Source organism: Arthrobacter sp. B0316-1-20 (assembly GCF_059091865.1).
Genome location: NZ_JBNHHC010000005.1, coordinates 80,491 through 105,627, shown reverse-complemented (window position 1 = coordinate 105,627; position 25,137 = coordinate 80,491). Strand labels below are relative to the sequence as shown.

30 protein-coding genes and 1 riboswitch are annotated in these 25,137 nt (G+C 66.3%); of the genes, 20 read left to right on the top strand and 10 right to left on the bottom strand.

Annotation, left to right across the window (positions count from 1 at the left end):
- Positions 1 to 144: 144 nt before the first annotated feature.
- Positions 145 to 885 carry a DUF427 domain-containing protein gene (locus AC5RW2_RS10010; RefSeq protein ID WP_493962525.1) on the bottom strand — a complete coding sequence of 247 codons (741 nt, stop codon included), beginning with the start codon at positions 883 to 885 and terminating at the stop codon, positions 145 to 147.
- A gap of 88 nt (positions 886 to 973) precedes the next feature.
- Here AC5RW2_RS10010 and AC5RW2_RS10005 point away from each other — a divergent pair, with 88 nt between their 5' ends.
- A complete protein-coding gene (locus AC5RW2_RS10005) occupies positions 974 to 1,444 on the top strand; it encodes a carboxymuconolactone decarboxylase family protein (protein ID WP_493951268.1) in 471 nt (156 codons plus the stop codon).
- 110 nt (positions 1,445 to 1,554) lie between these two features.
- On the opposite strand, the gene AC5RW2_RS10000 is transcribed toward AC5RW2_RS10005, so the two are convergent.
- Positions 1,555 to 1,947 (bottom strand): RidA family protein, encoded by a 393-nt coding sequence (locus tag AC5RW2_RS10000; RefSeq protein ID WP_493951269.1) that lies wholly within the window; start codon positions 1,945 to 1,947, stop codon positions 1,555 to 1,557.
- Between the two features lie 148 nt (positions 1,948 to 2,095).
- Here AC5RW2_RS10000 and AC5RW2_RS09995 point away from each other — a divergent pair, with 148 nt between their 5' ends.
- The 9 genes from AC5RW2_RS09995 (at position 2,096) to AC5RW2_RS09955 (ending at position 7,804) form a co-directional block, all read left to right on the top strand.
- Entirely contained in the window at positions 2,096 to 3,343 is a 1,248-nt protein-coding gene (locus AC5RW2_RS09995) for a pyridoxal phosphate-dependent aminotransferase (protein ID WP_493951270.1), read from the top strand.
- Positions 3,344 to 3,478: 135 nt separating this feature from the next.
- Positions 3,479 to 4,174 carry a septum formation family protein gene (locus AC5RW2_RS09990; RefSeq protein WP_494073903.1) on the top strand — a complete coding sequence of 232 codons (696 nt, stop codon included), beginning with the start codon at positions 3,479 to 3,481 and terminating at the stop codon, positions 4,172 to 4,174.
- Positions 4,175 to 4,266: 92 nt separating this feature from the next.
- Entirely contained in the window at positions 4,267 to 4,476 is a 210-nt protein-coding gene (locus tag AC5RW2_RS09985) for a hypothetical protein (protein ID WP_493962527.1), read from the top strand.
- A gap of 56 nt (positions 4,477 to 4,532) precedes the next feature.
- Positions 4,533 to 4,901, top strand: coding sequence for a VOC family protein (locus AC5RW2_RS09980; RefSeq protein WP_493962528.1), 369 nt, complete (start codon positions 4,533 to 4,535; stop codon positions 4,899 to 4,901).
- 309 nt (positions 4,902 to 5,210) lie between these two features.
- The gene (locus tag AC5RW2_RS09975) at positions 5,211 to 5,462 is read left to right on the top strand and encodes a hypothetical protein (protein WP_493951274.1); all 252 of its coding nucleotides are present in this window, start codon (positions 5,211 to 5,213) and stop codon (positions 5,460 to 5,462) included.
- Positions 5,463 to 5,645: 183 nt separating this feature from the next.
- Positions 5,646 to 6,035: a VOC family protein gene (locus tag AC5RW2_RS09970; RefSeq protein WP_493962529.1), complete on the top strand. Its 390-nt coding sequence runs from the start codon at positions 5,646 to 5,648 to the stop codon at positions 6,033 to 6,035.
- Positions 6,036 to 6,085: 50 nt separating this feature from the next.
- On the top strand, positions 6,086 to 6,382 hold the full coding sequence (locus AC5RW2_RS09965; RefSeq protein WP_493962530.1) for an acylphosphatase: 297 nt from the start codon (positions 6,086 to 6,088) through the stop codon (positions 6,380 to 6,382).
- Between the two features lie 29 nt (positions 6,383 to 6,411).
- Entirely contained in the window at positions 6,412 to 6,882 is a 471-nt protein-coding gene (locus AC5RW2_RS09960) for a YbaK/EbsC family protein (protein ID WP_493962531.1), read from the top strand.
- A gap of 379 nt (positions 6,883 to 7,261) precedes the next feature.
- A complete protein-coding gene (locus AC5RW2_RS09955; RefSeq protein ID WP_493962532.1) occupies positions 7,262 to 7,804 on the top strand; it encodes an AMIN-like domain-containing (lipo)protein in 543 nt (180 codons plus the stop codon).
- A gap of 7 nt (positions 7,805 to 7,811) precedes the next feature.
- Here AC5RW2_RS09955 and AC5RW2_RS09950 read toward each other — a convergent pair whose 3' ends face one another.
- Positions 7,812 to 9,719 (bottom strand): penicillin-binding transpeptidase domain-containing protein, encoded by a 1,908-nt coding sequence (locus AC5RW2_RS09950; protein WP_493962533.1) that lies wholly within the window; start codon positions 9,717 to 9,719, stop codon positions 7,812 to 7,814.
- Positions 9,720 to 9,870: 151 nt separating this feature from the next.
- On the opposite strand from AC5RW2_RS09950, the gene AC5RW2_RS09945 reads away from it, so the two are divergent.
- The 6 genes from AC5RW2_RS09945 (at position 9,871) to AC5RW2_RS09920 (ending at position 14,589) form a co-directional block, all read left to right on the top strand.
- Complete coding sequence (locus AC5RW2_RS09945; RefSeq protein ID WP_493951280.1) at positions 9,871 to 10,797, top strand: diacylglycerol/lipid kinase family protein; 927 nt, start codon at positions 9,871 to 9,873, stop codon at positions 10,795 to 10,797.
- A gap of 224 nt (positions 10,798 to 11,021) precedes the next feature.
- Positions 11,022 to 11,840, top strand: a complete 819-nt coding sequence (locus AC5RW2_RS09940) for an amino acid ABC transporter substrate-binding protein (RefSeq protein WP_493962534.1) — start codon at positions 11,022 to 11,024, stop codon at positions 11,838 to 11,840.
- Between the two features lie 31 nt (positions 11,841 to 11,871).
- A complete protein-coding gene (locus AC5RW2_RS09935; RefSeq protein ID WP_493962535.1) occupies positions 11,872 to 12,537 on the top strand; it encodes an amino acid ABC transporter permease in 666 nt (221 codons plus the stop codon).
- Positions 12,524 to 13,327 carry an amino acid ABC transporter ATP-binding protein gene (locus tag AC5RW2_RS09930; RefSeq protein WP_493951283.1) on the top strand — a complete coding sequence of 268 codons (804 nt, stop codon included), beginning with the start codon at positions 12,524 to 12,526 and terminating at the stop codon, positions 13,325 to 13,327. Before AC5RW2_RS09935 ends, AC5RW2_RS09930 begins: the two co-directional genes overlap by 14 nt.
- Positions 13,328 to 13,682: 355 nt before the next feature.
- Positions 13,683 to 13,895: a hypothetical protein gene (locus AC5RW2_RS09925; protein ID WP_493951284.1), complete on the top strand. Its 213-nt coding sequence runs from the start codon at positions 13,683 to 13,685 to the stop codon at positions 13,893 to 13,895.
- A 121-nt stretch (positions 13,896 to 14,016) separates the two neighbouring features.
- Positions 14,017 to 14,589 carry an NADPH-dependent F420 reductase gene (locus AC5RW2_RS09920; protein WP_493962536.1) on the top strand — a complete coding sequence of 191 codons (573 nt, stop codon included), beginning with the start codon at positions 14,017 to 14,019 and terminating at the stop codon, positions 14,587 to 14,589.
- A 16-nt stretch (positions 14,590 to 14,605) separates the two neighbouring features.
- Here the strand turns inward: AC5RW2_RS09920 and AC5RW2_RS09915 are convergent, their stop codons facing one another.
- Positions 14,606 to 14,809 (bottom strand): hypothetical protein, encoded by a 204-nt coding sequence (locus AC5RW2_RS09915; protein ID WP_493951286.1) that lies wholly within the window; start codon positions 14,807 to 14,809, stop codon positions 14,606 to 14,608.
- A 96-nt stretch (positions 14,810 to 14,905) separates the two neighbouring features.
- Here AC5RW2_RS09915 and AC5RW2_RS09910 point away from each other — a divergent pair, with 96 nt between their 5' ends.
- Both AC5RW2_RS09910 and AC5RW2_RS09905 read left to right on the top strand, forming a co-directional pair.
- Complete coding sequence (locus AC5RW2_RS09910) at positions 14,906 to 15,775, top strand: prephenate dehydratase (protein WP_493962537.1); 870 nt, start codon at positions 14,906 to 14,908, stop codon at positions 15,773 to 15,775.
- Between the two features lie 99 nt (positions 15,776 to 15,874).
- Positions 15,875 to 15,989: riboswitch (SAM riboswitch) on the top strand.
- Between the two features lie 42 nt (positions 15,990 to 16,031).
- Positions 16,032 to 16,538 carry a flavin reductase family protein gene (locus AC5RW2_RS09905; RefSeq protein WP_493962538.1) on the top strand — a complete coding sequence of 169 codons (507 nt, stop codon included), beginning with the start codon at positions 16,032 to 16,034 and terminating at the stop codon, positions 16,536 to 16,538.
- On the opposite strand, the gene AC5RW2_RS09900 is transcribed toward AC5RW2_RS09905, so the two are convergent.
- Entirely contained in the window at positions 16,535 to 17,527 is a 993-nt protein-coding gene (locus tag AC5RW2_RS09900; RefSeq protein WP_493962539.1) for an aldo/keto reductase, read from the bottom strand. The genes AC5RW2_RS09905 and AC5RW2_RS09900 overlap by 4 nt on opposite strands.
- 168 nt (positions 17,528 to 17,695) lie before the next feature.
- Here AC5RW2_RS09900 and AC5RW2_RS09895 point away from each other — a divergent pair, with 168 nt between their 5' ends.
- Together AC5RW2_RS09895 and AC5RW2_RS09890 are read left to right on the top strand one after the other, a co-directional pair.
- Positions 17,696 to 19,333 (top strand): MDR family MFS transporter, encoded by a 1,638-nt coding sequence (locus tag AC5RW2_RS09895; RefSeq protein ID WP_493962540.1) that lies wholly within the window; start codon positions 17,696 to 17,698, stop codon positions 19,331 to 19,333.
- A gap of 49 nt (positions 19,334 to 19,382) precedes the next feature.
- Positions 19,383 to 20,378, top strand: coding sequence for an aldo/keto reductase (locus tag AC5RW2_RS09890; RefSeq protein ID WP_493962541.1), 996 nt, complete (start codon positions 19,383 to 19,385; stop codon positions 20,376 to 20,378).
- 29 nt (positions 20,379 to 20,407) lie between these two features.
- Here the strand turns inward: AC5RW2_RS09890 and AC5RW2_RS09885 are convergent, their stop codons facing one another.
- The 5 genes from AC5RW2_RS09885 to AC5RW2_RS09865 all read right to left on the bottom strand — a co-directional run bounded on the left by AC5RW2_RS09885 (position 20,408) and on the right by AC5RW2_RS09865 (position 25,073).
- Entirely contained in the window at positions 20,408 to 21,424 is a 1,017-nt protein-coding gene (locus tag AC5RW2_RS09885; RefSeq protein ID WP_493962542.1) for an alpha/beta hydrolase, read from the bottom strand.
- 100 nt (positions 21,425 to 21,524) lie between these two features.
- Complete coding sequence (locus AC5RW2_RS09880) at positions 21,525 to 21,902, bottom strand: hypothetical protein (protein ID WP_493962543.1); 378 nt, start codon at positions 21,900 to 21,902, stop codon at positions 21,525 to 21,527.
- A 108-nt stretch (positions 21,903 to 22,010) separates the two neighbouring features.
- Positions 22,011 to 22,943, bottom strand: a complete 933-nt coding sequence (locus AC5RW2_RS09875; protein WP_493962544.1) for a cytochrome b/b6 domain-containing protein — start codon at positions 22,941 to 22,943, stop codon at positions 22,011 to 22,013.
- 178 nt (positions 22,944 to 23,121) lie between these two features.
- A complete protein-coding gene (locus AC5RW2_RS09870) occupies positions 23,122 to 23,835 on the bottom strand; it encodes a FadR/GntR family transcriptional regulator (RefSeq protein ID WP_493962545.1) in 714 nt (237 codons plus the stop codon).
- Positions 23,832 to 25,073 carry an MFS transporter gene (locus AC5RW2_RS09865; RefSeq protein WP_493962800.1) on the bottom strand — a complete coding sequence of 414 codons (1,242 nt, stop codon included), beginning with the start codon at positions 25,071 to 25,073 and terminating at the stop codon, positions 23,832 to 23,834. The genes AC5RW2_RS09870 and AC5RW2_RS09865 overlap by 4 nt, the downstream gene beginning before the upstream one ends.
- Positions 25,074 to 25,137: the final 64 nt, after the last annotated feature.

The window sequence follows — 25,137 nt, the reverse complement described above, 5'->3', positions numbered from 1 at the left end:
CCAGAATCGCTTCTCCCCAAAGGAATCATAAGCATGCTGATTGTGCAACGGGTTGGCGTGGGAAAAACGCGCAAAAGTCTTTTCTTCTCCGCGAAGAAGAAGGTATAAGCAGCAGAAGCAGTCCGATCCGGACCGCCCCGACTTTCAGGACCAGGGAGTGTCCGGCCGCTCCTGCGGAACGCCGTCAACCACCAGGTCCACCCGCTCATTGAAGAAGCAGAACAGGTCCCGGATCTTCGGGTTTTCCGCGATGGGATCCGGATAGCTCCACAACACGTCGCGCACCATGCCCTGGCCCAGTCGGACGGACCAGTACCGGGCCTGGCCCTTGTAGGGGCAGCTGGTGACGGTGTCGCTGGCTTCCAGCAGGCCGGTCATTACGTCCTCAGCCGGCAAGTAGTAGCGGACGGGCAAGTGCGTTTCGAAGAGCAGCAGCGGCCGGACGCTGTCGGCCACCTTCTGGCCCTCAAGATAGACCTGGACCCGGCGCGAACTGCGCAGCGTATCCACCCGCTTGTAGGGATCGCGGGCATGCACCAGCACCGGCTCGTCTTCCTCATACCATTCCAGTTGCCGCCAGGAGAAGGTCACGTGTCCGGCCAATGCGGCCAGCGCTCCGGTTGGAAGTGGGTGCTCCCAGGCACCCGCTTCCGCCCGCTCGCTGCCGAGGGTCACGTCCCAGATCTGTTGCCCGGCAGACCCCGCGCGCGGATGAGACAGCGCTCCTGCTGCCACATCCTCCCGCGGCAGGTAGTACGTGGGCAGTTCGCCCGGTCCGTAGGCGACCAGTAACTGGGCCCGGGTACTGTCCGCCACCAGGCTTCCGCCCAGCCGGACCCGGATCCGGCGCTGGGTGGGCTCGGCAAAGGGTCTCTCGAATTCCATGGGGCACACGCTACTCTTCACCGGTTGTGGAGGGCAGGGTGCCAGAATGGGAATTCACCCCAGTGACCCCAGTAACCAGGAGGCTTGAGTGAGCACCGACGAACGGCGCGCCAACATCTACATCGACAAGCAGACCCCGGCGGCGTACCGCGCCCTCAACGGTCTGGCCCTCAAGGTCGGCGACGCCGCGGAAGCAGCCGGTTTGGACCGGAAGTTGGTGGAGTTGCTCAATCTGCGCATCTCGCAAATCAACGGCTGCGCCTACTGCCTGAACATGCACACCCGGCTGGCGTTGGGCGAAGGTGAAACAGCTCAGCGGCTGTCCGTCCTTCCGTCCTGGCGGGACACCGAAGTGTTCACAGAGAAGGAACGCGCGGCCCTGGCCCTGGCCGAGGCGCTGACCGAACTTCCGGCCCACCACAGCCAGGAGCGGGAGTACGCGGCCGCCCGTGAACAGCTCACCGACGAGGAGTTCTCCGCGGTCAGTTGGATCACAGTCGCGATGAACGCGTTCAACCGGGTTTCCATCGTCAGCAAGCACCGCGTCCGCCCGCAGTAGCCGCGCCGGTTACCTCCCCTGAGGGACGGGCGCGACGGCGGCCCGCACCGCCGTCGTGCACCGCCCTTGGTAGGGGCGGCACCACGGCTTCGAGCGGCACCGCGACGCGCTCACTGTTCCGGAACCTGCGCGAGGGCGTCGATCTCCACCAGGACGCCGGGCCGGGCGGAGCCCACCTGCAGGACGGTGATCGCCGTCGGCACCTGCCCCCAGACTTCGGCGGCCGCGGCGTACCCTTCGTTCGCGTCCTGCCCGGCGGCCAGATAGATGTTCAGCTTCGCGACGTCCTGCTGGGTTGCGCCCGCCTCCTTGAGCACTGCCAGCACGTTGCGCATGGCCTGCCGTGTCTGGCCAGCGAGGTCGTCGCTGACCATGTCGCCGTCGGCATTGACCCCGTTCTGGCCGCCGACAACCAGCAGCCGTCCCGGTCCCTCCACGAGCACGCCCTGGGAAAAGGCCGGACTGCGGAACATTCCGTCCGGGTTGATGTGCTTCAGGCTCATGGCGTTCCTCCGTAGGTGCTCCGCGTTGGGGTCATCACGCTAGGCCGTTACGGCGTCGGGCACCAGACCTGCCGCCGTCGGAGCATGTACCACGGCACCGTGTTGAAGACCACATGAACGGCCTGTGCCGGATGTGAAAACATAGGGCATGCGTCCGATGCAGCACTCCAGCAAACTCCAGAACGTCCGATACGAGCTCCGCGGCCCGATTTTGCACGCGGCCAAAAAGATGGAGGCCGAGGGCCACCGCATCCTGCGGATGAACCTCGGGGATCCGGCGCCGTTCGGACTGGAGGCGCCGGAATCCATTGTGGTGGACATGATCCACCACCTGCGCGGAGCCCAGGGCTACAGCGATTCCAAGGGCATCTTCTCCGCCCGCACGGCGATCTCGCAGTACTACCAGACCAAGGGCCTGATGCAGATCGGCGTGGAGGACATCTTCATCGGCAACGGTGTCTCCGAACTCATCTCGATGACGCTGCAAGCGTTCCTGGAGAACGGCGACGAAGTGCTGATCCCCGCGCCCGACTACCCGCTGTGGACCGCGTCCGTGACCCTCTCCGGGGGCAAGGCCGTGCACTACCTGTGTGACGAGGACAACCACTGGTGGCCGGACTTGGCGGACGTGGAAGCCAAGATCACCGGCCGGACCCGAGCGATCGTGCTGATCAACCCCAACAATCCCACCGGCGCCGTCTACCCACGGCACGTGCTGGAGCAGTTCGCGGCACTGGCACGCAAGCACAATTTGGTGCTGTTCTCCGACGAGATCTACGAAAAGATCACCTACGAGGACGCCGTCCACATCCATACCGCGTCCGTAGCCCCGGACCTGCCGGTGCTCACCTTCAGCGGGTTGTCCAAGGCCTACCGAATGCCCGGCTACCGGGCTGGCTGGGTGGCCATCAGCGGTCCCCGCGCCGAGACCGCCGCGTACCGCGAATCGCTGGAACTGCTGGCCTCGCTGCGGTTGTGCTCGAACGTGCCGGCCCAGCACGCCATCCAGACCTCACTGGGCGGCTACCAGTCCATCGGCGACTTGGTGAAGCCCGGCGGACGGTTGCGCGAACAGCGCGATCTGGCCTGCCGGCTGCTCAACCAGATTCCCGGTGTCAGCTGCGTCCCGGCTGCCGGGGCCATGTACCTGTTCCCCAAGCTCGATCCCGCGCTTTATCCCTTCGAGGACGACGAAAAGTTCGTGCTGGATCTGCTGGAGGAGGAGAAGATCCTGGTCTCGCACGGCAGCGCCTTCCATTGGCCGACGCCGGACCACTTCCGCTTCGTGATCCTGCCTTCGGTGGAGGACATCGAAGAAGCGGTACGCCGGATTTCCTCCTTCCTGGCCATCTACCGGAAGAAAACGGCCGACGCTACTGCTGCCACCGTCAGGTGATCGCGCCGGTTGTGCCTCAGCGTCCCGGATCAGGTAGCAGTGCCCTGCTAGGCTGCTGACGTTCCGGCTGGCTTCGTATGCGGCTTCGGCACTGGCATCGGGGGGACCATGCGGATCAGGTTGACGGCTGCCCACGTGGCGATCGGCGCGGTGCTGCTCGCCGGATGCTCGGGGCCTTTGCGATCAGACGCAAGTGCTGCACCGGTGGAATCAAAGAGCCCGACGGCGGCGCCCACCGCCGGCAGCGGAGCGTCCGGTTCTGCGGCTGGCGGCGCCGCCCCGGCGACCGGCCGCTTTGCCACTCCCCTGCCGTCCGGATCCTCCGTGGAGCCATCCGATGAGCCGGAGGTTCCCCTCAGTGAAGCGGAATTAGAGGCCGAATCCGCGTACATTGAGAGCTTCCTGGCCGAGCAGTGGAAGGCGGGAACCAAGCCGTCAACGTTGAGCGCTGCCCGGCCCGGCGATTGCGTGTTTTTCGACTGGGAATATACCTCCGGCCCCACGCAGACTGCTCTCTTCCCCGTGCCCTGCGGTGAGCCACACGAAGGTGAGGTCTTCGGCGTCGTCACTCACGGGCACCAGCCCTATCCCGGCGAGCGTGCGCTGGGCGGTGAGGCCACCCGCGTTTGCGCAGATTTTCTTGGGCAGCATGCCGAGAAGCTGGTGACCGGCTATAGCTTTCGGCCCTTCTCCCCCACTGAAGCCGATTGGAAAGCCGGTGAACGCAGCTCAGTGTGTTTGTACAATCCGCCCGGGCTCTTGTCGGAGCGAAGCCACTTCATGAATGAGCACCCTCGCCGCAGCTCGAAGTCCCGTGTTAATTCGGAGTGAACATCGGGCCGGAGCCCTTGTGGCCGCCACCCTCCGCCCGCATTGTTGAGGAGGGATGCACCCGCCGTTGGCCCGATCTGAGGAGTACCGAAATGCCTGATACCCCGCTCGAAAACTGGGACCTGGTTCCCGGCACCATGGTGGAAGTTCACAGGGACGGAATGATGCTGCGGACCGGGCGGATTGATGCGGTGACGCTCGATGCGGACATCGTCTGGCTCGCCAACAACGGCTCCCACCCGCGCAGCCTGTTTGAGAAGTCCGAGGGGTACCAACTCCGCCTGGCCAGGGACAGGAGCTGACCGCGGGCGCGGCTTGCCCCTATCCCCACCCGGGTGCCGGCGCTAGCGTGTCTGCCATGGAGATGAAACTTGAACTCGTTCCAGTGCCGGTCACCGACGTGGACCGGGCGAAGAAGTTTTATGTAGAGCAGGTGGGCTTCAACGCGGACCACGACTACCAAGTGAATCCGGAACTCCGGTTCGTGCAGCTCACGCCTCCCGGTTCAGCCTGTTCCATCGTGATCGGGGACGGCATCACCGAGATGGTGCCCGGCTCTCAGCGGGGCCTGCAAATGGTGGTCGCCGACGCCGCGGCAGCGCGGGAGGAACTGATCGGCCGCGGTGTCGAAGCCAGCGCCGTGGACGTGCAGCCGTGGGGACATTTCGTCTATTTCAGTGATCCGGACGGCAATACCTGGTCGCTGCAGCAGCTGCCGCCCCAGTAACCCCTGACCCCAAACTTTTTTGGCCACACCGGAATAAACCCGGATAAGTGCCCGTTCCATTACACGAAACTGCGAATGTAATACCGAGGGACCAGCATGTTTAGAGCAGGAGATCAGCGGAGAAGTTCTTTCCCGCGCCCTGCCGCTCTGCTTCCCCGCCCGCATTGCTAGCGTCCTTCTGCAGCCGGCATGAACCGGCCTTGGTGCCTAACCAGCAGTTCCTGAACGTTGCCACGACAGACCGGCCGCACGGCTGATCCGGTCTGTCAGGGCACGCCTTTTTCCCGCCCGCTACATCGGAGGTCATGAATGACACTATCCACAACCGGTCAGTCCCCCCTGGTCAATTCCACTCCCACCCGGATCCGCAACCTCGGGCATCTGCGCCGCGGCGATTCGGTCGAGGCCCGCATGGACAATGCCGTCCAGTACCGGGGCCGCGTCGACCGCACCGCGCCGGGTGTCGGCTTGGTCTGGATCCGCGACGCCGCGGACGGTTCACGGCGCGCCATCAGCACCCAGGATTGCACGGTCTGGCGTTTGCCTAGCCAGCAGGCGTAGAGCGCAGCACCACCCACTCTTTGCGGACGACGCCGGCACCCATCGAAGTGCCGGTTCCGTCCGCTACTGCGTTAACGCGCCGTTATGCGCTGCGACGCACCTTGTCCAACAGCGGGGCGCGGAGTTGAATAGAGCCGGAATCGCCGGACGAGGGCAGTCCGGCCACCGCAATCGGAGAGCGTCATGGCCGTCTCGTTCAATCACACCATTGTGTATGCCGCGGATAAGAAAGCGTCGGCCGCATTCTTTGCGGAGATCTTTGGACTCGGTCCGCCGCAGCCGATGTTCGGACACTTTATGTCAGTCACGCTGGAAGGCGGCGTGGCGCTGGACTACGCGGACGCGGTGGGAAGAGTGCAGCCCCAGCACTATGCCTTTCTGGTCAGCGAAGACGACTTCGACGGAATCTTCGCACGCATCCAGTCGGCAGGAATCGACTACTGGGCGGACCCGGCCAGGAGCAGGCCCGGGCACATCAACCACAACGACGGCGGCCGCGGCGTCTACTTCACCGACCCGGACGGCCACTTTCTGGAGGCAATCACCCGCCCCTACGGTTCCGGCACCAGCTGAGGCGGGGCGCCGCCGTCGTACGCTGGATGCAGCTCCGTTAGGAGGGACGCATGGACGAACAGGACGTGACCAGCCCGGACGTCCGCCTCAGCGCAACGGTAAGGGGCCGGGTTCAGGGCGTAGGCTTCCGCTACTGGACCCGCGACCAGGCCGAGCGGTTGGGGTTGGCCGGATCGGCGGTGAACCAGCCCGACGGATCCGTCGGCGTGGTGGCCGAGGGCCGGCGGGATGCCGTCGAGCAACTGGTGGCGGCACTCGAATCCGGCAGCACGCCGGGCCGGGTCAGGGGCGTGGAAACAACGTACACGGCCGCTACGGGCGGGCTCAGCGGCTTCGATGTGGGCTGAGGCTCCGGCCCCTTGGATACCATCGGGTCATGAATAACCCCGTGGCCGCGGTCCGGACCGCCTTGGTGGAACGTGGCGTTGCGGATACCGTCATGGTCTTCGACGACGAGGTTCCCACCGCCGCAGAGGCGGCCAGGGTGCTGGGCTGCGATGTGGCAGCCATAGCCAACAGCCTGGTGTTCGATTCCGGCGGCAGCCCGCTGTTGATCTTGGCCAGCGGTGCAGCACGGGTGGATACCAGGATGGTAGCGGCCACGCTGGGAATGGACCGTATCCGGCGGGCCGACGCGGACTTCGTCCTCACGCATACCGGCCAAGCCATCGGCGGCGTGGCACCGGTGGGACACCCCGCGCCGATCCGCACCGTGCTTGATCGGTCACTGGCAGGCCATTCCGTGCTGTGGGCCGGCGCCGGCGATCATCGCGCCATGTTCTCGATCGGCTTCGACGACCTGCGCCGGATCACGTCGGCCATGGTGATGGACGTCAGGACCGGCTGATACTCCCCAGACTGACACTCCCCCGCAAGGCGAGGCGGAAAGGCGGCGTTTAAATTGGCCAGCCCCGCGGTGTGTTCACGCGGGGCTGGCACTTTGGGGGATTCGCCGGTCACGTAAATTGGGGGTCCGTGACCGGCTAACGCTCACAGTATGCCACTCGTCGCGCGCGAAATGACACGGTTGTATTTATGTTACGTAAGGGCGTAATAGTGCGGTTTCCGGAGGGGCGGGTCACGGACCGGTCACCGGAAGATCAAGGAACTACCGGCCGGAACGGGGCGCCGTAACGGTTTCAGCGTCAGTTCGGAACCGCCCGGTGCAGCGCCGGGAAACGCTTCTATCCTGAGTGCATCTGGTCCCCGATGAAAGGCGGTGTGCCATGAGGAAGCTCCCCACATGGCTGTCCGTGATCCTGCTGGTTTTGGGCCTGGGGTTGGTGGCACCGGGCCCCGCGACCGCCGCCTCCTACTGCGGGATTTCCTGGGGATCGGGAGCAAAATCCGCACCCGGTAGCACCACAGCCCCGATCACCAATGTCCGCACCGGACAGCACACCTGCTACGACCGCATGGTCATCACCATCCGCGGTGATGTTGCCGGCTACTCCGTTCGATACGGAACGGTGCGGGCCCAAGGCTCCGGCCGCGTGATCCCGCTGCGCGGCGGCGCCGACCTGGCCGTGGTCGTCAGGGCACCGGCCTACAATTCCAGCGGCCGCGCCACCTACCGTCCCGCCAATCCGAAGGAACTGGCCAACGTCCGTGGCTACAACACCTTCCGGCAGCTCGCCTGGGGCGGAAGCTTCGAGGGCTACAGCACCATCGGCCTGGGCGTGCGTGCGCGGCTGCCGTTTAGGGTCTTCACGCTGGATGGCCCGGGCAACATGTCCCGGCTGGTGGTGGACGTGGCCCACCGCTGGTAGGAACCGCCTAGTCGGCGGCGGCTTCCAAGAAGGCCTCGGCCAGCGGGCCGGCCGTCTCAGCGCCAAGCTTGCCGTCCTCTACGAACACCGCAATGGCAAGGTCGCCATGGCCGGCGATGACCCAGGAGTGCGTCTGCGGCGGATCCTCGGAGCCGTACTCCGCGGTTCCGGTCTTGCCGATCGCAGGCTTGCCGGGCAGGTCGGCCAGATTGGCCAGGTAGCCATCCACCACGGCGGAGCGCATCATGGTCCGCAGCTGCTCGGCTTCCTTGCTGGTTAGCTTCGGCACGTCCGGCAGCTTGGCTTGCGGATCGTGTCCCTCCACCAAGGTGGGCACCACGGATCCGCCTTTCACCACGGCCGCCATCATGGTGGCGAGCGACAGCGGCGACGTTTGCACGCGGGACTGGCCGATCATCGAGGCGGCGTGGGCGGTGCCCTTGGAGTCTTCGCGCGGCACACTGCCCAAAAAGGCCTCGATCCCGGGGTTTGCGGTCATGCCGACACCCAGCGCACCCGCGGCATCGGCGAGCTGGTCCTGCGAGAGCTTCTGGTGTTCGGAGATGAACGCCGTATTGCAGGAGTGGGCGATGGCCTCGGTCAAGGTGATCTTGCCGGTGAAGGCCGCCGGGTAGCTGTCCGCGTTCTCGAAGGTGCGGCCGTCCACCACCAGGTCCGGATCGCAGGTGACGGTGGAGTCCGGGGTCATGCCGTTGCGCAGCAGGCCCAGTGCGGTGGCGATCTTGAAGGTTGAACCGGGTGCGTAGCGGCCCAAAAACGCAGTGTTGTAGCCTTCGCTGTCCGGCCCGTTGGCCGCCGCGAGGACGGCACCCGTCGACGGCCGCAGCGCGACGATCGAACTCGGCGACTTGGTGTCGGCCAGGATGTCCTCCGCGGCGGACTGCAGGTCCGGCACCAGCGTGGTCTTCAGGTCCTTGCCGTCGGCAGCGTCCTGGTGGAACAGTCGGCGGGACGGCGCTTCGGCGCCTTCTTCTGCTGGCTGCGCCACCGCGGACACTGTGACTCCGGGAGTGCCCGAGAGCTCCTTGTTGAAGGCAGCCTGCAGGCCGGAAGATCCGACTGTCTCGCCGGCCACCACCTTTCCTTCGGACTTCTCGATGTCCTCTGCGGTGGCCTCCCGGACGGAGCCCAGCACCGGCCCGGCGAAGGTGCGGCTGGGTGCCAGCGGGATCTGGTCGTCCACGGCTAGCAAGCCGTCGATATCCTCTAGTTTCCCCTGGTCCAGCTTCTTGAAGGCGCCCTCGCGAAGGGTGATCGCGTCAACGAAGGCCTCCGGCCCGTAGGCAGCGACCTTCTTCGCGTAGTCTGCCGCATCGATGTCGACCAGCGCTGCCAGCTCCCGGGCGGAGTCCTCGGCGGCTGTTTTGTCCAGTCCGCTCTTGTCGATCCCGACAATCTTGACCGGACGGTTCTTGACGATCGCCTCGCCGTCGGCGTCAAGGATCTGGCCACGCTGCGGCTCTGCCGTGGCCAGCACCAGCCGCTCGCCCTCGGCTAGCGAGGGTTCAAGGACCTGCGGCGTCCAGCGCACCTGCCAGCGGTCGTCCGCATAGTGCAGGTCCGCCGTCGTGGTGTAGCTCCAGCTCTGCTCCGAGTCCGGCACCGGCCAGTCATAGGAAAGGGTGGCCCGGAACAGGTTGGATTCGACTTCTTCGACGTCGGCCACTGTGACGTCGGGCTGCCACGGGTCCATATCCTTGGTCAGCGCGGCGAGCTGCTCCTGCACCTGCGCCCCGGTGGCATCAGCGAAAGTGACCGCCGAGACATCGTTAGCGGCCAGGCCTTCGGCCAACGCCTGGGCGCTTGGGTCGGGCGATTCACGCTCGGGAGCACAGGCAGCTACCGCTACCGTCAGCAGCAGGGCCATGATGAGTGCTAGAGCGCGCCGAAGCATTATTCTCCTGGATCCGAGATTGTCCTGTTCGAACTTATAAGCGCCCCGTGGCGATGTCGAGCCGGGCGGCAGGTGGCGAATGCTGCTTCAATGGGTTTCGTCGGGTTGCAAGGCCACGGCGCCGGCCGGACAGGACTGCAGTAAGGACATCATGACTGAATTTGCTCCCTCAGGATCCCGCCGCGCCGCGGTGGTTTGGAACCCATCGAAAAAGTTCAGCTTTGATCTGATCGAGCTGGTCGAGGGCCTGTGCGCCGAAACCGGCTGGCAGCCGCCGCTCTGGCTGGAGACCACGCTGGAGGACCCAGGTGCCGGACAGACGCAGCAGGCGATGAATTCCGGAGTCGACCTTGTCATCGCGGCCGGCGGTGACGGCACCGTGCGGCGCGTGGCCGGGCGGCTGGCCGGAACTGATACCCCCTTGGGGGTGATTCCGCTGGGCACCGGCAACCTGCTGGCGCGCAACCTGGACCTGCCTGTGGACGATCCGGAGACCGCGGTGCGCATCGCCTTGACCGGCCGCGACCGGCAGATCGACGCCGTGCGTGCCAAGGTGGACGGCGCCGGCAGCGGCGCGGTGTTCCTGGTCATGGCCGGCCTTGGCTTCGACGCCGCTGTCATTGGTGGCACGGACGACGCGCTCAAAGACCGAATCGGCTGGCTCGCCTACGTGGAGGCCGGTTTGCGCAACCTGCCGGGTAAACCGGTCCGGGCCACGCTTTCCATCGACGGCGGCAGACCCGTGACCCTGCGGATGCGCAGCGTGATGGGCGGCAATTGCGGCAAGATCCAGGGCGGTTTCGAGATGTTCCCCGGCGCACAGATCGATGACGGCCTGTTGGACATCATGACCATCTCCCCGCGCGGCCGCTTGGGCTGGCTCGGCGTGCTGGCCGGGCTCGCCAAGCGCGGCCGGAGCGTGGACCCGTCGGTGGACTACTACCAGGGCAAGGAAGTGGAGATCACCGCCGGCCGCCCGCAGGAGATGCAGCTGGACGGGGACCATATTGGCCTGGGTTCCCGGCTCTCGATGCGCGTCGACCCGGGCGCGCTGCGGGTCCGGGTGGCCGCGGACTGACCCACGCCCGACGGCGGTGCCTGCCGCCGGGCAAGGGCGGTGCCTGCCGCCGGGTGAGGGCCCGGCAGCGTGCCGCTGCGTCCCGGGCAGCGTGCGGCTGCTCACAGTACCGACACAGTTCGGAACATATCTTGAGGTAGCGGTTGTTGTACGTGCTAGCGTTCAGCGTCGCCGGCCACCCCCAGCGGCAGGCTTACCCTCCTAGACCACAAGGAATTTCCACCATGATTCGTCGTCGTTTGTCAGTGCTCGGTGCCGTTGCAGCTGCCGCTCTGGTGCTGGCCGGCTGCAGCACCCCCTCGCCGACGGAGTCGCAGCCCTCGACCTCGGCCGCCGCCAGCTCGCTGCAGGAGATCCAGGACGCCGGCGTGATCACCGTGGGGACCGAGGGCACGTACCGTCCGTTCAGCTTCCACGAGGGGGGTACCGGTGAGCTGACCGGTTACGACGTCGAGGTCGTCGAGGCGGTGGCGGAGAAGCTGGGCGTGGACGTGAAGTTCGAAGAGACCCAGTGGGATGCCATCTTCGCGGGACTGGACGCCGGGCGTTTCGACGTCATCGCCAACCAGGTCTCCATCAACAAACAGCGCCAGGCCGAGTACGACTTCTCCGACCCCTACACGGTGAGCACCGGCGTCGTCGTCGTGAAGAGTGACACCAACGATATCTCCTCGCTGGCCGACCTGAAGGGCAAGACCACCGCCCAGTCGCTCACCAGCAACTGGTACGCAATGGCCAAGTCGGCCGGTGCCAAGGTGCAGGCGGTTGAGGGCTGGGCGCAGGCGGTTTCGCTGCTGGAACAGGGCCGGGTGGACGCCACCGTCAACGACAAGCTCACCTACTTGGACTACCAGAAAACCCACGACAACCAGAACATCAAGGTGGCCGCGGAGACGAATGAAGAGTCGCAGAGCGCCTTCACTTTCCAGAAGGGCAGCGATGACCTGGTGGATGCCTTCAACAAGGCGCTTGATGAGCTGCGCGCCGACGGCACGCTGGCCAAAATCTCCGAGAAGTACTTCGGCGCAGACGTCTCCCAGTAAGCGGGCGGATCCAAGACGCTAACGTAGCCATATGGACATCGATTGGGAGCTGCTGGCCAGCTCGTTCTGGCCCATCGTCCAGGGCGGACTGACCGGCACCATCCCGCTGGCGCTGGCCAGTTTCGCCATTGGCTTGGTCCTGGCCATCTTCCTCGCGTTGATGCGGATCAGCGGCAAGCGGATCTTGGCCGGCATCGCCCGGGCCTACATCTCGGTCATCCGCGGGACTCCGCTGCTGGTGCAGCTGTTCGTGATCTTCTACGGCCTGCCGAGCATCGGGGTGGTGCTCCAGCCGTGGCCCAGCGCGATCATCGCGTTCTCGCTGAACGTGGGCGGCTATGCGGCCGAAATCATCCGGGCTGCAATTCTGTCCGTCCCCAAGGGGCAGTGGGAAGCCGGCCACACCATCGGGATGTCCGGCACCACCACCCTGCGCCGGATCGTCCTACCGCAGGCCGCGCGGGTATCGGTACCACCGCTGTCCAACACCTTCATTTCGCTGGTCAAGGATACGTCCCTCGCGTCGCTGATCCTGGTTACCGAAGCGTTCCGTGTTGCCCAGGAAATCGCTGCCTTCAGCCAGAAATTCCTGCTGCTGTACATCGAGGCCGCGGCGGTCTACTGGGTGTTCTGCCTGGTCCTCTCCGCCGCGCAAACCCGACTGGAGAAGAGGCTGGACCGCTATGTCGCCCACTGACTTTCCGCCGATGGAGTCGCCCGCGGGCGCCGACGGCGATCCCGTCCTCTCCGTGGAGGGACTTCGCAAGTCCTTCGGCGACAACCAGGTGCTGACGTCCATTGACCTGTCGGTGAAGACCGGAGGCGTGCTGGCGTTGATCGGTCCCTCGGGCTCCGGCAAGACCACCGTACTGCGCTGCCTGAACGGCTTGGAGATTCCCGACGGCGGACGGGTCGCCTTCGCGGGCGGACCGGCCGTGGACTTCGGCTCCGCGGTGAACCGCAAGCAAATCTCCGCGCTGCGGGACCGCAGTGCCATGGTGTTCCAGCACTACAACCTGTTCCCGCACATGACCGTGCTGCAGAACATCATCGAGGGCCCGGTCCAGGTGCAGAAGCGGCCCCGGGCCGAGGCCGTGCGTGAGGCGATGTCGCTATTGGAACGCGTGGGCCTGACCGGCAAGGAAGACCAGTACCCGCACCAGCTCTCCGGCGGACAGCAGCAACGGGTCGGCATTGTCCGGGCACTGGCGCTCAAACCCTCGCTGCTGCTCTTCGACGAGCCGACCTCTGCCTTGGACCCCGAACTGGTGGGCGATGTGCTGCATGTGATCAAGGAGCTGGCCGAGGAAGGCTGGACCATGGCACTGGTCACGCACGAGCTGGCGTTCGCCCGGGAAGTGGCCAGCGAAGTCGTGTTCATGGACGGCGGTGTGGTGGTGGAACGCGGTCACCCCGAGCAGGTGCTGCGCGAACCGCAGGAAGATCGCACCAGGCAGTTCGTCCACCGGCTGCTGAACCCTTTCTAAGGATCGCAAACGGGGCTATCAAACCGGCGCGACCAGCACCGCAAAGCCGATGTAGATGTCCGCGTTCGAGCTGTAGCCCCTGCTCCCACTATCGGCTGCCCGCTCCCGTAACGTCGGTGCCCAGTAACGTATTCTTGACCACACTTGTCTGCTGCCGATCCCCGCAAAATCCGCGCCAGAGCCGCCAGATCGCGAGAGGCGGCGTCCGCCACGCCGCTTGAAAATTCATCTGATGTCCATTGGAATGGCAGAATGTAAACTTCCATGCACCGTTCCGCATGGCACCACGTTCCGGCCGGAAGCTACCACCGCGCTTTCTCCTCTGCGGCAGCCTCCGGTCACGAAAGGCAGAACCATGGCCACGACTTTGGCTACCAAGTCTTTGACGGCACAGACGGCCTCCGAGGCCCACGATCTTCTCAATGCTGCGGTGGAAGAATTGCAAAAAATCGCGGCCATCGACGGGGATTGCGGCATCCTGGTCACCCGCACGGGCCCCGGGCAGTTCACCGTGGAACTGAGCGACGATGTGCCCTATGGCATCACGCAGGAATCCCACCTCGGCTAGAGACCACCTGTCAGGCTGAGTCCGCCGGCAGAGCCCCGCTGCGGGCCTTGACTCCCGGGTCGATGCTGCTACCGTTGCGCTCGTACGTTCTGGCAGTCCGGCAGATCTGAGGAGCGTTCCCGTGGCAAACGTCAGCATCATCGGTAGCGGCAACATGGGCCAAGCCATCTCCGGCGTGGTCAGCAAAGGCGGGAACGTCGTCGAGACGTTCGGGCACGACGACGACAGACCCGTAACCGGCGACGTTGTCATCTTGGCGGTGCCGTACCCCGCCCTGTCCGACGTCGTCCGCACCCGCGGCGACCAGTTGGCAGGAAAGGTGGTGGTGGACATCACCAACCCGCTGAACTTCGAAACCTTCGACTCGCTCACCGTCCCGTCTGACAGCTCGGCGGCAGCCGAACTTAGTGCCTCGCTGCCGGACTCCCGCGTGGTCAAGGCCTTCAACACGACCCTCGCCGCCACGTTGTCCTCCGGCACCGTCGGCGGCCTTCCCACCACCGTGCTCATGGCAGGGGACGACGCTGAGGCCAAGTCCCTGCTGGCCGAGGTGGTCACCGCCGCCGGACTGCACGCCATCGATGCCGGCGCCCTGTCCCGGGCCCGGGAACTCGAGGCCCTGGGGTTCCTGCAGATCACCTTGGCCGCCGCCGAGAAGGTCCCGTGGACCGGAGGCTTCGGCATCGTCGCCTGACCGTTGAAGGGCGGCTTTACCGCTGCCCGGACCGCCTGGCTGCGATAGCCATGCCGGCCAGCACTACGGCGCCGATCATCAACAGCACGGACACCACAATCAGCGGCGGCATGATGTCCAGCCCCATGATGGACGGCATCACGGTCAGGCTGACGGCGAAGAGGGCGACGACGGCAGCAGCGAGCCAGAGGGCAACGGCACGGGGGTTGGATCCTTCCACGCCTTCCACTCTATCGGCGCATAGCTCCGGCTTTGTGACGCGGACCGGAGCCCGCCGAATAAAGCCCCGGGCTGTCCGGATGGGATAATTTCGCCCATGGCTCCAGCAATCGCGTACCAAGGTGAACCCGGCTCGAACTCGCATATGGCGTGCCTTGAGGTCCGGCCCGGCTGGGACGCGGTGCCGTGCGCCAGCTTTGAAGACGCGTTCGCCGCCGTCACGAGCGGCGAAGCCGAACTGGCGATGATCCCTATTGACAACTCGATCGCCGGCCGGGTGGCGGACATCCATGCCCTGCTGCCCCGGACCACGCTGCAGATCGTGGAGGAATTCTTCCTGCCCATCCGCTTCAGCCTGCTCGGCATTCCGGGTGCCACGGTGGAACAGGCCCGTGAAGTGCACAGCCACATCCATGCATTGGGACAGTGCCGCAAGCTGATCCGCCGCTTGGGGCTGACGCCGGTCATCGCAGGCGATACCGCCGGATCGGCCCGTGAGGTAGCCGAATGGAACGATCCGACCAAGGTCTCGCTCGCGCCGCCGATGGCTGCAGAACTTTACGGCCTGCAAGTCTTCGCCGAGAAAGTAGAAGACGATCCGACGAACACCACCCGGTTTGTGGTGCTGGCCGACCGTCGGCCCGTGCCCAGCCGCGAGGAGCTGTCCGGGCCCGCGGTGACCAGCTTTGTCTTCCGGGTGCGGAACGTTCCCTCGGCGCTGTACAAGGCCCTCGGCGGCTTCGCGACCAACGGCATCAACATGACCCGACTGGAGAGCTACATGGTCGGCGGCGAATTCGCTGCCACCATGTTCATGGTGGACGTCGAAGGCCATCCGGAGGACCAGTCAATGATCCATGCCTTCGAGGAACTGGAATTCTTCACCACCGAAATCCGGATTCTGGGCGTCTATCCCGCGCATCCGTTCCGGCTTAACCGCGGCGCGGACCAGCCAGCCGACGCCTGAGTCAGCGGAATGCGGGTGCCCGCGCTCGGCCCCGGAGGTTCTTAACGAACTGTTACCCGTGTTTGACCGGGGACACATCGCACTCTTACCGTGGAAATGAATCACGAGCGCCAACTTCACAGCCCTGGCTGGTTGGCCGGCAACCCTCTACCGTAGCGGGGTGCTCCAGGTGATGATTCGGCCCGCCGGGTTTGTCGGCAGGCAAGTACGCGTGTCCTCCGGCAGCAGCGGATGCGCCCTAGCTTCAAGGATGGCCATGTCCCTGCACAACGACTTGACCCCGAACACCCTGCGCTCCGCCTTCGGGCGCTTTCCCTCCGGAATCGCAGCGCTCTGCGCCGTCATCGACGGCAAGCCCCAAGGCATCGTCGCTTCCTCCTTCACCGTGGGCGTTTCGCTCGAACCGCCGCTGGTGATGTTCGCGGTGCAGAACACCTCTCGAACCTGGCCGCTGGTCCGCCAAGCCGGTCGGATCGGTGTATCGGTGCTGGGCACAGGGCACGACGGCGTCTGCCGCCAGATTGCTTCCAAGAACGGTGACCGCTTCGCCGGGCTGAGCCTGCACCGCACCGACCAGGACGCGCTCTTCCTCAACGACGCAGCGCTCTGGCTGGACTGCTCAGTGCACCAGGAGGTTCCGGCCGGAGACCACCAGGTGGTGCTGCTGGAGGTACATGGGCTAACCACGCATAACGGCGCGCACCAGCCGCTGGTCTTCCACGATTCCGTGTTCCGCCGGCTGGAGCAGCCCGCGTTCGTTTAGGGAAGCGGACGCCCCCGTGCCGCAACCCACAGCGCGTACCAATCCTGCCGGGTCATCGCGGCGCCGATCTCCTCGGCTTGGGCGCAGCCCTTGATCCGGTCCGGGTTGCTGGTACCGACGACCGGCCGGATGTTGGCGGGATGGCGCAGCAGCCAGCCCAGCACCACGGCTTCCTGCGTGCAGCCCTTGTCCCGCGCCAGTTCGGTGACCAGAGCCGCCGTCGCTTGGTCCGCAGCGACCTCGGTTCCTGCTTGGCCGACGGTGGCGTGGTTGCCGGCGTCCGGCTCCATCGGCCGGCCGCTGTAGCGGCCCCGGGCCAGCGAGCTCCACGCCTGCAGCTCCACCTGGTGCGCAGCGCAATACTCCAGGGTGCCGTGCGGGAAGCTGACGGCCGCGCCTTCCGGGTGGTTGACCAGCACACCTGATTCAAGCCAGTCCCGCCGGTACAGGCTCATTTCCAGCTGGTTTACAGTAAGCGGCTCGTCAAGCGCTGCCTGCAGCCACCGCATCTGCTCGCCGGACATGTTCGAGACGCCCAGCCGGCGGACCTTCCCCGCCATCCGGAGGTGGCTGAAGGCCTCGGCGATCTCTTCAGCCGGGGCCAGCGGGTCAGGCCGGTGGATCAGCAGCGTGTCCAGGTGGTCGGTGTGCAGGCGGCGCAGGCTTTCCTCGGCACTGGCCATGATCGCCTCGCGAGATGAGTCATACTGCCCGGCCAGCCCGGGAGCGGGCAGCCGGATGCCGCATTTGCTCTGCAGCTGGATGGTTTCCCGGAGTTCCGGGCGCTCGGCCAGCACCCGGCCGAACGCCGCCTCCGCCTTGCCGTGGGCGTAAATGTCGGCGTGGTCGAAAATCCTGATGCCGATCTCCAGCGCCGCTTCCACCACCGTGTGGGCGGCGGCGACGTCGGCTGCCTCCAACGGGCCGCTCCCCCAGCCACCGCCCAAACCCATGCAGCCGAAGATCAGGCGGGATCCGGCGTCGTCCATTGGCATGTCCCTTCGCTGGGCAGGCTTCCAGCGTACGTCAGCGCCGTGCCGGAATCGGGGGTTGTGCCGCTCCGCGGACGGCAGTACGGTACACACGCGGGGCGGCGGGCGTCCCCAGGCAACCACATCAAGGCCGCCTGCGCCACCCGCGCCGCCGGAAAGTTCACCATGGCAGTACCTCCCAGCCCAGACCGGGGCCAGCAGCCTGCCGGCCCTTCAACAGCACCGGTTTCCGTCCCCACGGACCAGGACCGGAACCACGTCCGGGACCGCGCGGCGACCGCACAGCCGCGGATCATGGTGGTGTTCCTGGGGCTGATGCTCGCCGTGCTGCTGGCCGCGCTGGACCAGACCATCGTGGCGACCGCGCTGCCCACGATCGTCGGGGACCTGAATGGGCTGGAGCACATCTCGTGGGTGATCACCGCCTACATTCTGGCCGCCACCATCGGGCTGCCGATCTACGGCAAGCTCGGCGACCTGTTCGGGCGCAAGAGCATCTTCATCTTCGCGATCGCAGTGTTCCTGGGCGGCTCCATGCTCTCCGGCATGGCCCAGAGCATGCCGCAGCTGATCGCCTTCCGCGCCATCCAGGGGGTTGGCGGCGGCGGGCTGATGATCGGCGCGCAGGCGATCATCGGTGATCTTGTTTCGCCGCGCGAGCGGGGCAAGTACATGGGTTTGATCGGAGCGGCTTTCGGACTCGCTTCGGTCAGCGGGCCGCTCTTGGGCGGGTTCATCACCGACAACTGGAACTGGCGATGGATCTTCTACATCAACCTGCCGCTGGGGGCCGCGGCGCTGGTCGTCATCACCACCACCCTGCACTTGCATAAGCCGGGCGGGCCCCGGCCCAAGCTGGACTATCTGGGCACCTTCCTGCTGGCGGTCGCCAGTGCGGCGGTCATCTTGTTCACCAGCTGGGGCGGGACCACCTATCCGTGGGACAGCCCGGTGATCATCGTGCTCGGCGCCCTCACCGTGGTCGCCTCGGTGTTGTTCGTGCTGGCCGAGCGCCGGGCCGTGGAACCGGTCCTGCCGCTGCGGCTGTTCCGCGACCGGGACTTCACGCTGCCCACCCTGATGGGCGTGTGTGTGGGCATTGCGATGTTCTCGGCGATCGCCTATTTGCCCACCTTCCTGCAGATGGTCAACGGCGCCAGCGCCACCGAGTCGGGCCTGATGATGATTCCGATGACGGCGGGCATGGTGGGGGCCACCACCATCACCGGGCAGCTGGTGACCCGCACCGGCCGCTACAAGGTCTTCCCGATCATCGGCACCGCGCTGATCGCGGCCGGGCTGGTCATGCTCTCGCGGATTTCCGACACCACGCCGTACGCGTTCACCGCCGCCGGCATGCTGGTGCTGGGGCTAGGACTGGGCTCCATCATGCAAAACCTGGTGCTGATCGTGCAGAACAGCGTCCGACGTCGGGATCTGGGCACCGCTACTTCGGCCACCAACTACTTCCGCCAGATCGGCGCCACCTTCGGCATTTCGCTCTTCGGCGCTATTTTCATCAGCCGGTTGACCGAGCAATTTTCGACGGCGCCGCCCGAGTTGCTGACGACGATGCGTTCCGGAGGCGGCCAAAGCTTCAGTTCGCTCGGCCCCGCCGTGGTCGCTTCGCTGCCGGCCCCGGCCCAGGAGTTCATCGCGCATGCCTTCGCCCAGGCGCTGCCGCCTATCTATCTTTACGCCGTCCCCATCGTGCTCGCCGCCCTGGTGCTCGCCTGCTTCGTCAAGGAGATCCCGCTCTCGGAGGAAGTGGGCACCCCGACCAGCCGGGACCGGACGGAGTAAGCCGGCACACGGCGGGACTGTGGTTCCCGTGCCGCTGTAACGTGAAAGCATGACTACGCGCACGATCGGAACGCTTGACGTCGGCAGCATTGGGCTGGGCTGCATGAACCTGAGCCACGCGTACGGGATCCCGCCGGCCCGCGAGGACGCGGCGAAACTTCTGCTGCATGCACTGGACGCGGGCGTGAGGCACTTCGATACCGCTGCGCTGTACGGGGCCGCCGCGAACGAGGAACTGATCGGCGAGGTGTTGGGCTCCCGGCGGGAGGAGTACTTCCTGGCCAGCAAGTGCGGCATGACAAGCGTGGCCGGCCGGCGGGTCATCGACGGGCGCCCGGAGACGCTCAGGGCAACCTGCGACGCGGCACTGCAACGGCTGCGCACGGACCACATTGACCTCTACTACCTGCACCGCTGGGACAAGACCATCGCCGTCGAGGAGTCGGTCGGCGCGCTGGCCGAGCTGGTCACCGCCGGCAAGATCGGGGCGATTGGCCTGTCCGAGGTCTCCGCGACAACCCTGCGCCGGGCGCATGCGGTGCACCCGATTGCGGCCCTGCAGACCGAATACTCGCTCTGGACGCGCAATCCGGAACTGGGAACGCTGGCAGCCTGTGCGGAACTCGGCACGGCCTTCGTCGCCTTTAGCCCGCTGGCGCGCGGTTTCCTCACCGGCACACTGGATGATCCGTCGGCGCTGCCAGCGAACGACATCCGCCACGGTATGCCGCGCTTCTCCGCCGAAAACTACCCACAGAACCTGGCGCTGCTGGATGGATTCCGTGCCATCGCGGACGACGCCGGCTGCTCACCTGCCCAGCTGGCCCTCGCCTGGGTGCTGTCCCGCGGCAAGCACGTGATTGCGCTGCCGGGCACCAGGAGTATCGCCCACTTGGACGAAAACCTGCGCGCCGAGGAGGTGGCACTGGATGCAGACGTGCTGCAGCGGCTGGAGTCGCTGATCAACCAGGACACTGTCCACGGCCCGCGCTACAACGCCGCCACCCAAGCCGACGTGGACACCGAGGAGTTCGCCGCCGCTTAGCTGGGAGGGTGCGCGCCGCGTCCGGACAGTCAGCCGGTGTGCTGGCGGAGGAAGTGCACACTGCGCTCCAGCGCCCGCCACGCCGCCTCCAGGTCCAGGTTGAACTGGAATTGGTGCCCCAGCCCGGCAGCCGTCTGCGGGAAGAACTCCTCGACCTCCGTACCGTTCTTCTTCAGCTCCTTGACCAACGCCAGCGAGTGCGGCAGCAGCGGGTCGGTATTGCCCGCCGAGACGAAAGCCGGCGGGAACTTGTCGCTCACATGCCGGGCAACCGAGGCCAAGGCGGTGTACGGCCGCTCCAAGTAATCCTTGGCCCCGGTGTAGGACCACAGCACGGTGCGCAAATAGTTCTGGTTCCCGGCTTGGTCCGCCCCGGTTAGCGACAGATCGTAGCCGCCGCAGTGCAACAGCACCGCGCGCAGCCTGGCGGGCGCCGTAGGGGAGGCGATGCCGAGCTTTTTGGCATACTCCGGATCGGAGACGACTAGCGCCAGCTGCGCCGCGATCTGTGCGCCGGCCGAGTCCCCGGCGAGCACTATCCGCTCGGTATCGATGTGCAGCCGCTCGGCATTGTGTTCCAGGTAGCGCAAGGCTGCAGCGCTCTGTCGCACGGGCGCCGGATAGCGGCGCTTGTGCGCCAGCGAATAGTCCACACCAACAGTGGTAAAACCGTAGGAGGCCAAAATCCGCAGGTAATTGGCGATGTAGTCCTTGGTCCCGGAAATCCACGCTCCGCCGTGGATCCAAACGATCGTCGGCAGGCGCAGCGCATCCCGTGCTGCCTCGTCAGGGAAGAACACGTCCAGGTAGGTGTGGCCATGGTTGCTGAGGTACTGCTGGTTCAGGATTTCGCTGACGCCGTCCGGCACATGGCGGGCCATGGCGCGGGCCATGCGCCGGCCGTCCCACTCGGCCAACACCCGAAGCAGCACCGCCAGCGGCCGAGGGCTGAAGCGCAGCCAGAAGACCACGCCGCCGGCCAGGGCCGCCGGGACGGCCACAATCGCCGCAAGGGCAATCAGCGCTCGGCGGAAACGGACCTGCATGGCTGCCTCCTGATCGGCCGTAGTGAACCAATCGTGAGCCCGCCGTGCGCGCGGGGCAAGCCCCGATTTTTCTCTCCGCTGTACGTGCGGGAGAGCGTCCTCAGCCCAGGGCAACCGCCAGGCTGAGCGCGCCCAGCACCAAGGCCACGGGCGTCATGGTCCACCGCTCGTGCTTGCTGCGCGAGATGGCATTCATCAGGACGCCGAGGAACAGGTAGGCCGTCAGGACCCAGCATAAGACCAGCGACACGGTGTGCGGCAGCGCGTCCAGAAGCTGCGCCCGGTCCAAAATGATGAGCCCGAAGAAGCCATACAGGACCACGGAAACTGCGCTGCCGATGCGGAACTTGGCCGGCAGGACACGGTGGCTGCCTCCCCAGGCGAACCGGCCCAGCGGCAGGCCGGCGGCCAGCAGGATCTGGAAGACGGCCAGCAGGGCAAGGAGACAGCAGGCGGCAACGGCCGCAACAGTGATCACGTGGGCAGTGTAGCCGTGCGTGAGCGCGGCGCCTGCCGCACCGGCAGCTGCCAGCGTGTCGCGGTTAGCGGGAGGCGGCCTTGCCGGTTAGCCCGAGGTGGCCATGCGTCAGCGGGAGGTGACCTTACCGGTCAGCGAGGCGATCGGCCGCAGGAAGATCGGCCGGGCCAGGAGCCATGCCGCAACCGTGACCGCCAGCGAGGCGGCGAAGATCCAGAAGCCGGCCCAGCCGCCATCGTCCGATGCCGCATACATGTGGTTGAGGTTGCGCAAGGCACCGGTCGCCAGCACCAGCGTCACGTGCACCACGATGAATGCCACGAAGTACACCATCACCGGGAAGTGGATGGCCCGGGCCGCCTCGATCGGAAAGTACTTGTTCACCGCGGCCTTCTTGGGCCAGGCGGCCGAGGTGCGCAGGCCGGAAATGATCGCCAGCGGCGCCGCGATGAAGACGGTGGCGAAATAGGTCAACAGCTGCAGCGCGTTGTAATTCACCCAGCCGTTTTCCAGCGGCCAGTCCAGCGAGGCGTACTGCAGGGCCGCGGAGAGCGCGTTCGGGAAAACGTCCCAGCTGGTGGGCACAATCCGCATCCAGTGCCCGGTGGCGAAGATCAGCACCATGAACACGATCCCGTTGAGCACCCACAAGGCATCCAGCGTCAGGTGGAACCAGAGGTTCAGCGTGATCTTGGTCGGCTTGTTCTTGGTCTTGACAAGGCCCTGGTTGTTGCGGGTCCAGTAGGCCGGTGAGCGCGTCTCGGTGCGCACCTGCAGCCCGGTGCGGATGATCAGCACCAGGAAGAAGAAGTTGAGGAAATGCTGCCAGCCCAGCCAAGCCGGCAGCCCCACCGGGGCCGACTCGGGAAGCTCGGAGCGGCCGGGGTAGGCGGCCAGGAAGTCCTGCACTCCCGGCATGGTGCGCAGCCACTTGGCCAGCAACACCAACAGCAACAGCACGACGACGGCGCCGACCACTGCCGCGGTGATCTTCAGCCACGACTTGCGCGTGCTTCCGGACGGTTTCGTCGAAGTCGACATTGCCAGCTTTCCTCGTTCCCTCATCCCGTACGTTCCGGGGTTCGTGATTCAAGGTACCCCGGCCGCGTGGGATCGTGCCACAAGGCCCACCAGTGGCCGCTTGTGGGCTCCCCCAAGCGCTCTGCGCGAGCCGGGCGCCGTTGTGCTCGCGGCGTCCAGAGCGCCTGCCGCTGCGGACCTATGGCTGGCGCTGCGGCATCCATTTCAAGCAGTACTGCAGGTTGGCTACCACCGTCTGCGCCGCGGCATCCGCATCGCCCGCCGCGATGGCGTCCGCGAGATCCTCATGGCCGGCGCGCAGGCAGCCGTCGAAGCCGTCGCGCAAACGCTGGGCCATCTTTGCCCCGTGGAACACATCGCCAAAACTGGAATACAGCTCGTGCAGCAGCGGATTGCCGGACGCTGCAGCTACCGCTTGATGGAAGTCCCAGTCAGCGGCGATCCAACCCTCCAGATCCTGCTCGGCCCAGGCCTGCCGGCGACGGGCAAGCATGTCGCGCAGCGCCGCGACGGCGCCGTCGTCCACCGCCTCTTGCATCGTCTGAGCAGCCAGCCGCGCGGCCTGGGTGTCCAGCGCGAAGCGCACCTGCAGCACGTCCTCGTCGTCGTACTCGCGGTAGGCACGGCGGGCGGTGCCGCTGATCTCGCTGGTGGCGCGCACGTAGGTTCCGTCGCCGCGGCGGACCTCCAGCATCCCGGCGTGGGCCAGCGCCTTGACCGCTTCCCGCAGCGTGCCGCGGGAGACGCCCAGACTGGCCATCAGCTCCGGCTCCGGCGGGATCCGCCCGCCCAGCGGCCACCGTCCCGCCACGATGGACTCGCGCAGCCGGGCGGTGACTTCTTCCGCCAGCGGCGGCCGGTGCAAGGGGCCTTGCCCCGGAGCTGCAGTCATTTCCGTCGCTCCCGCACCAGGGAACTCACGCCGTGCGCCAGCAGCAGCTGCAGCACCGCGCCGGCCACCAGCAGCACCAGCGGGACGGTCCAGTCGGCCAGCGCGTCATGCAGCAGGCCCAGTCCGAACGGTCCCAGCGCTGCGAACAAGTAGCCCACCGATTGGGCCAGCGTGGAGAGTGCGGTGGTCTCGGCGGCGTCGGAACCGGTGCGGCTGATCACCAGCATCAGCAGCGGGAAGACACCGAAGCCCAGGCCGATCAGGACAGCCGGGACCACGGACAATTCGGCGGGCAGTACCAGCAGAGCGAGATAGCCGGCCAGGGACGCCGCGCAGGTGAGCATGAAGGCCGGCCGCAGCAGTCCCGGCCGGGCTGCCATCGCCAGCAGCAGGACGACGGCGGGAATGGAAACCACCTGCACCAGCGCCAGGGTTTGTCCAGCCGCCGCTGGAGCCATTCCGCGCGAGATCAGGATGTACGGGAACCACCCCATCACGGTATAGACCAGCAGCGCCTGAATGGTGAACAGCCCCGTCAGCAGCAAACCCTTGCGCGTGCGCAGCAGCGGCCACGGCGACAGGTGGCCGCGGGTCCCAGGAGCCGGCTGGCGCCGGGCCAGCGTCATCGGCAGGAAGACCGCCAGCCCGACGACGGCGAGCAGCGACCAGGCGGCGAGGCCGAGCGACGGCGATTCCAGCTGCATGGCCAGCGGTACGCTGACCGCTGCGGCGATGGTTGCTCCGACGGACATGGAAATGGTGTAGGCACCGGTCATCGTTGACGGCCGGTGCGCGAAGTACTTGCGGATGAACGTCGGCATCGCGACGTTGCAGACCGCCAGCCCGGACATGGACACCACCGTGCCCGCGAGCAGGAAGCCGACGGACTCGACGCCGCGCAGCCCCAGTCCCGCGGCCAACAGCGCCAGTGCCAGCGCGATGGCCCGCTCCAGCCCCATTCGGCTGCTCAACCAGGCGGTCGCGGCCCCGGCCAGCGCGAAGCACAGCACCGGGACCGTGGGCAGCAGCGCAGCGACCAGCGGCCCGTAGCCCAACAGCTGCTGCAGATCGTGGAACAGCGCCGCCGCGCTGGCAATGCCCGCCCGCAGGTTCAGCCCGATGAGGACGACGGCGGCCACTGCCGCCGCGGCCAGCCAGCGGCGGCGGCCGGCGGTGACCGGCTCCGGAGTTGGCTCCCGGCCCAACCCCGGCGTTGGTGCCGGCTCCGGCAGCTGCATTTCCGGCACCAAGGCGTCTGCAAACTCCACCGTCGGGACGTCGCGGTCCTCGTCCTTCACGGTT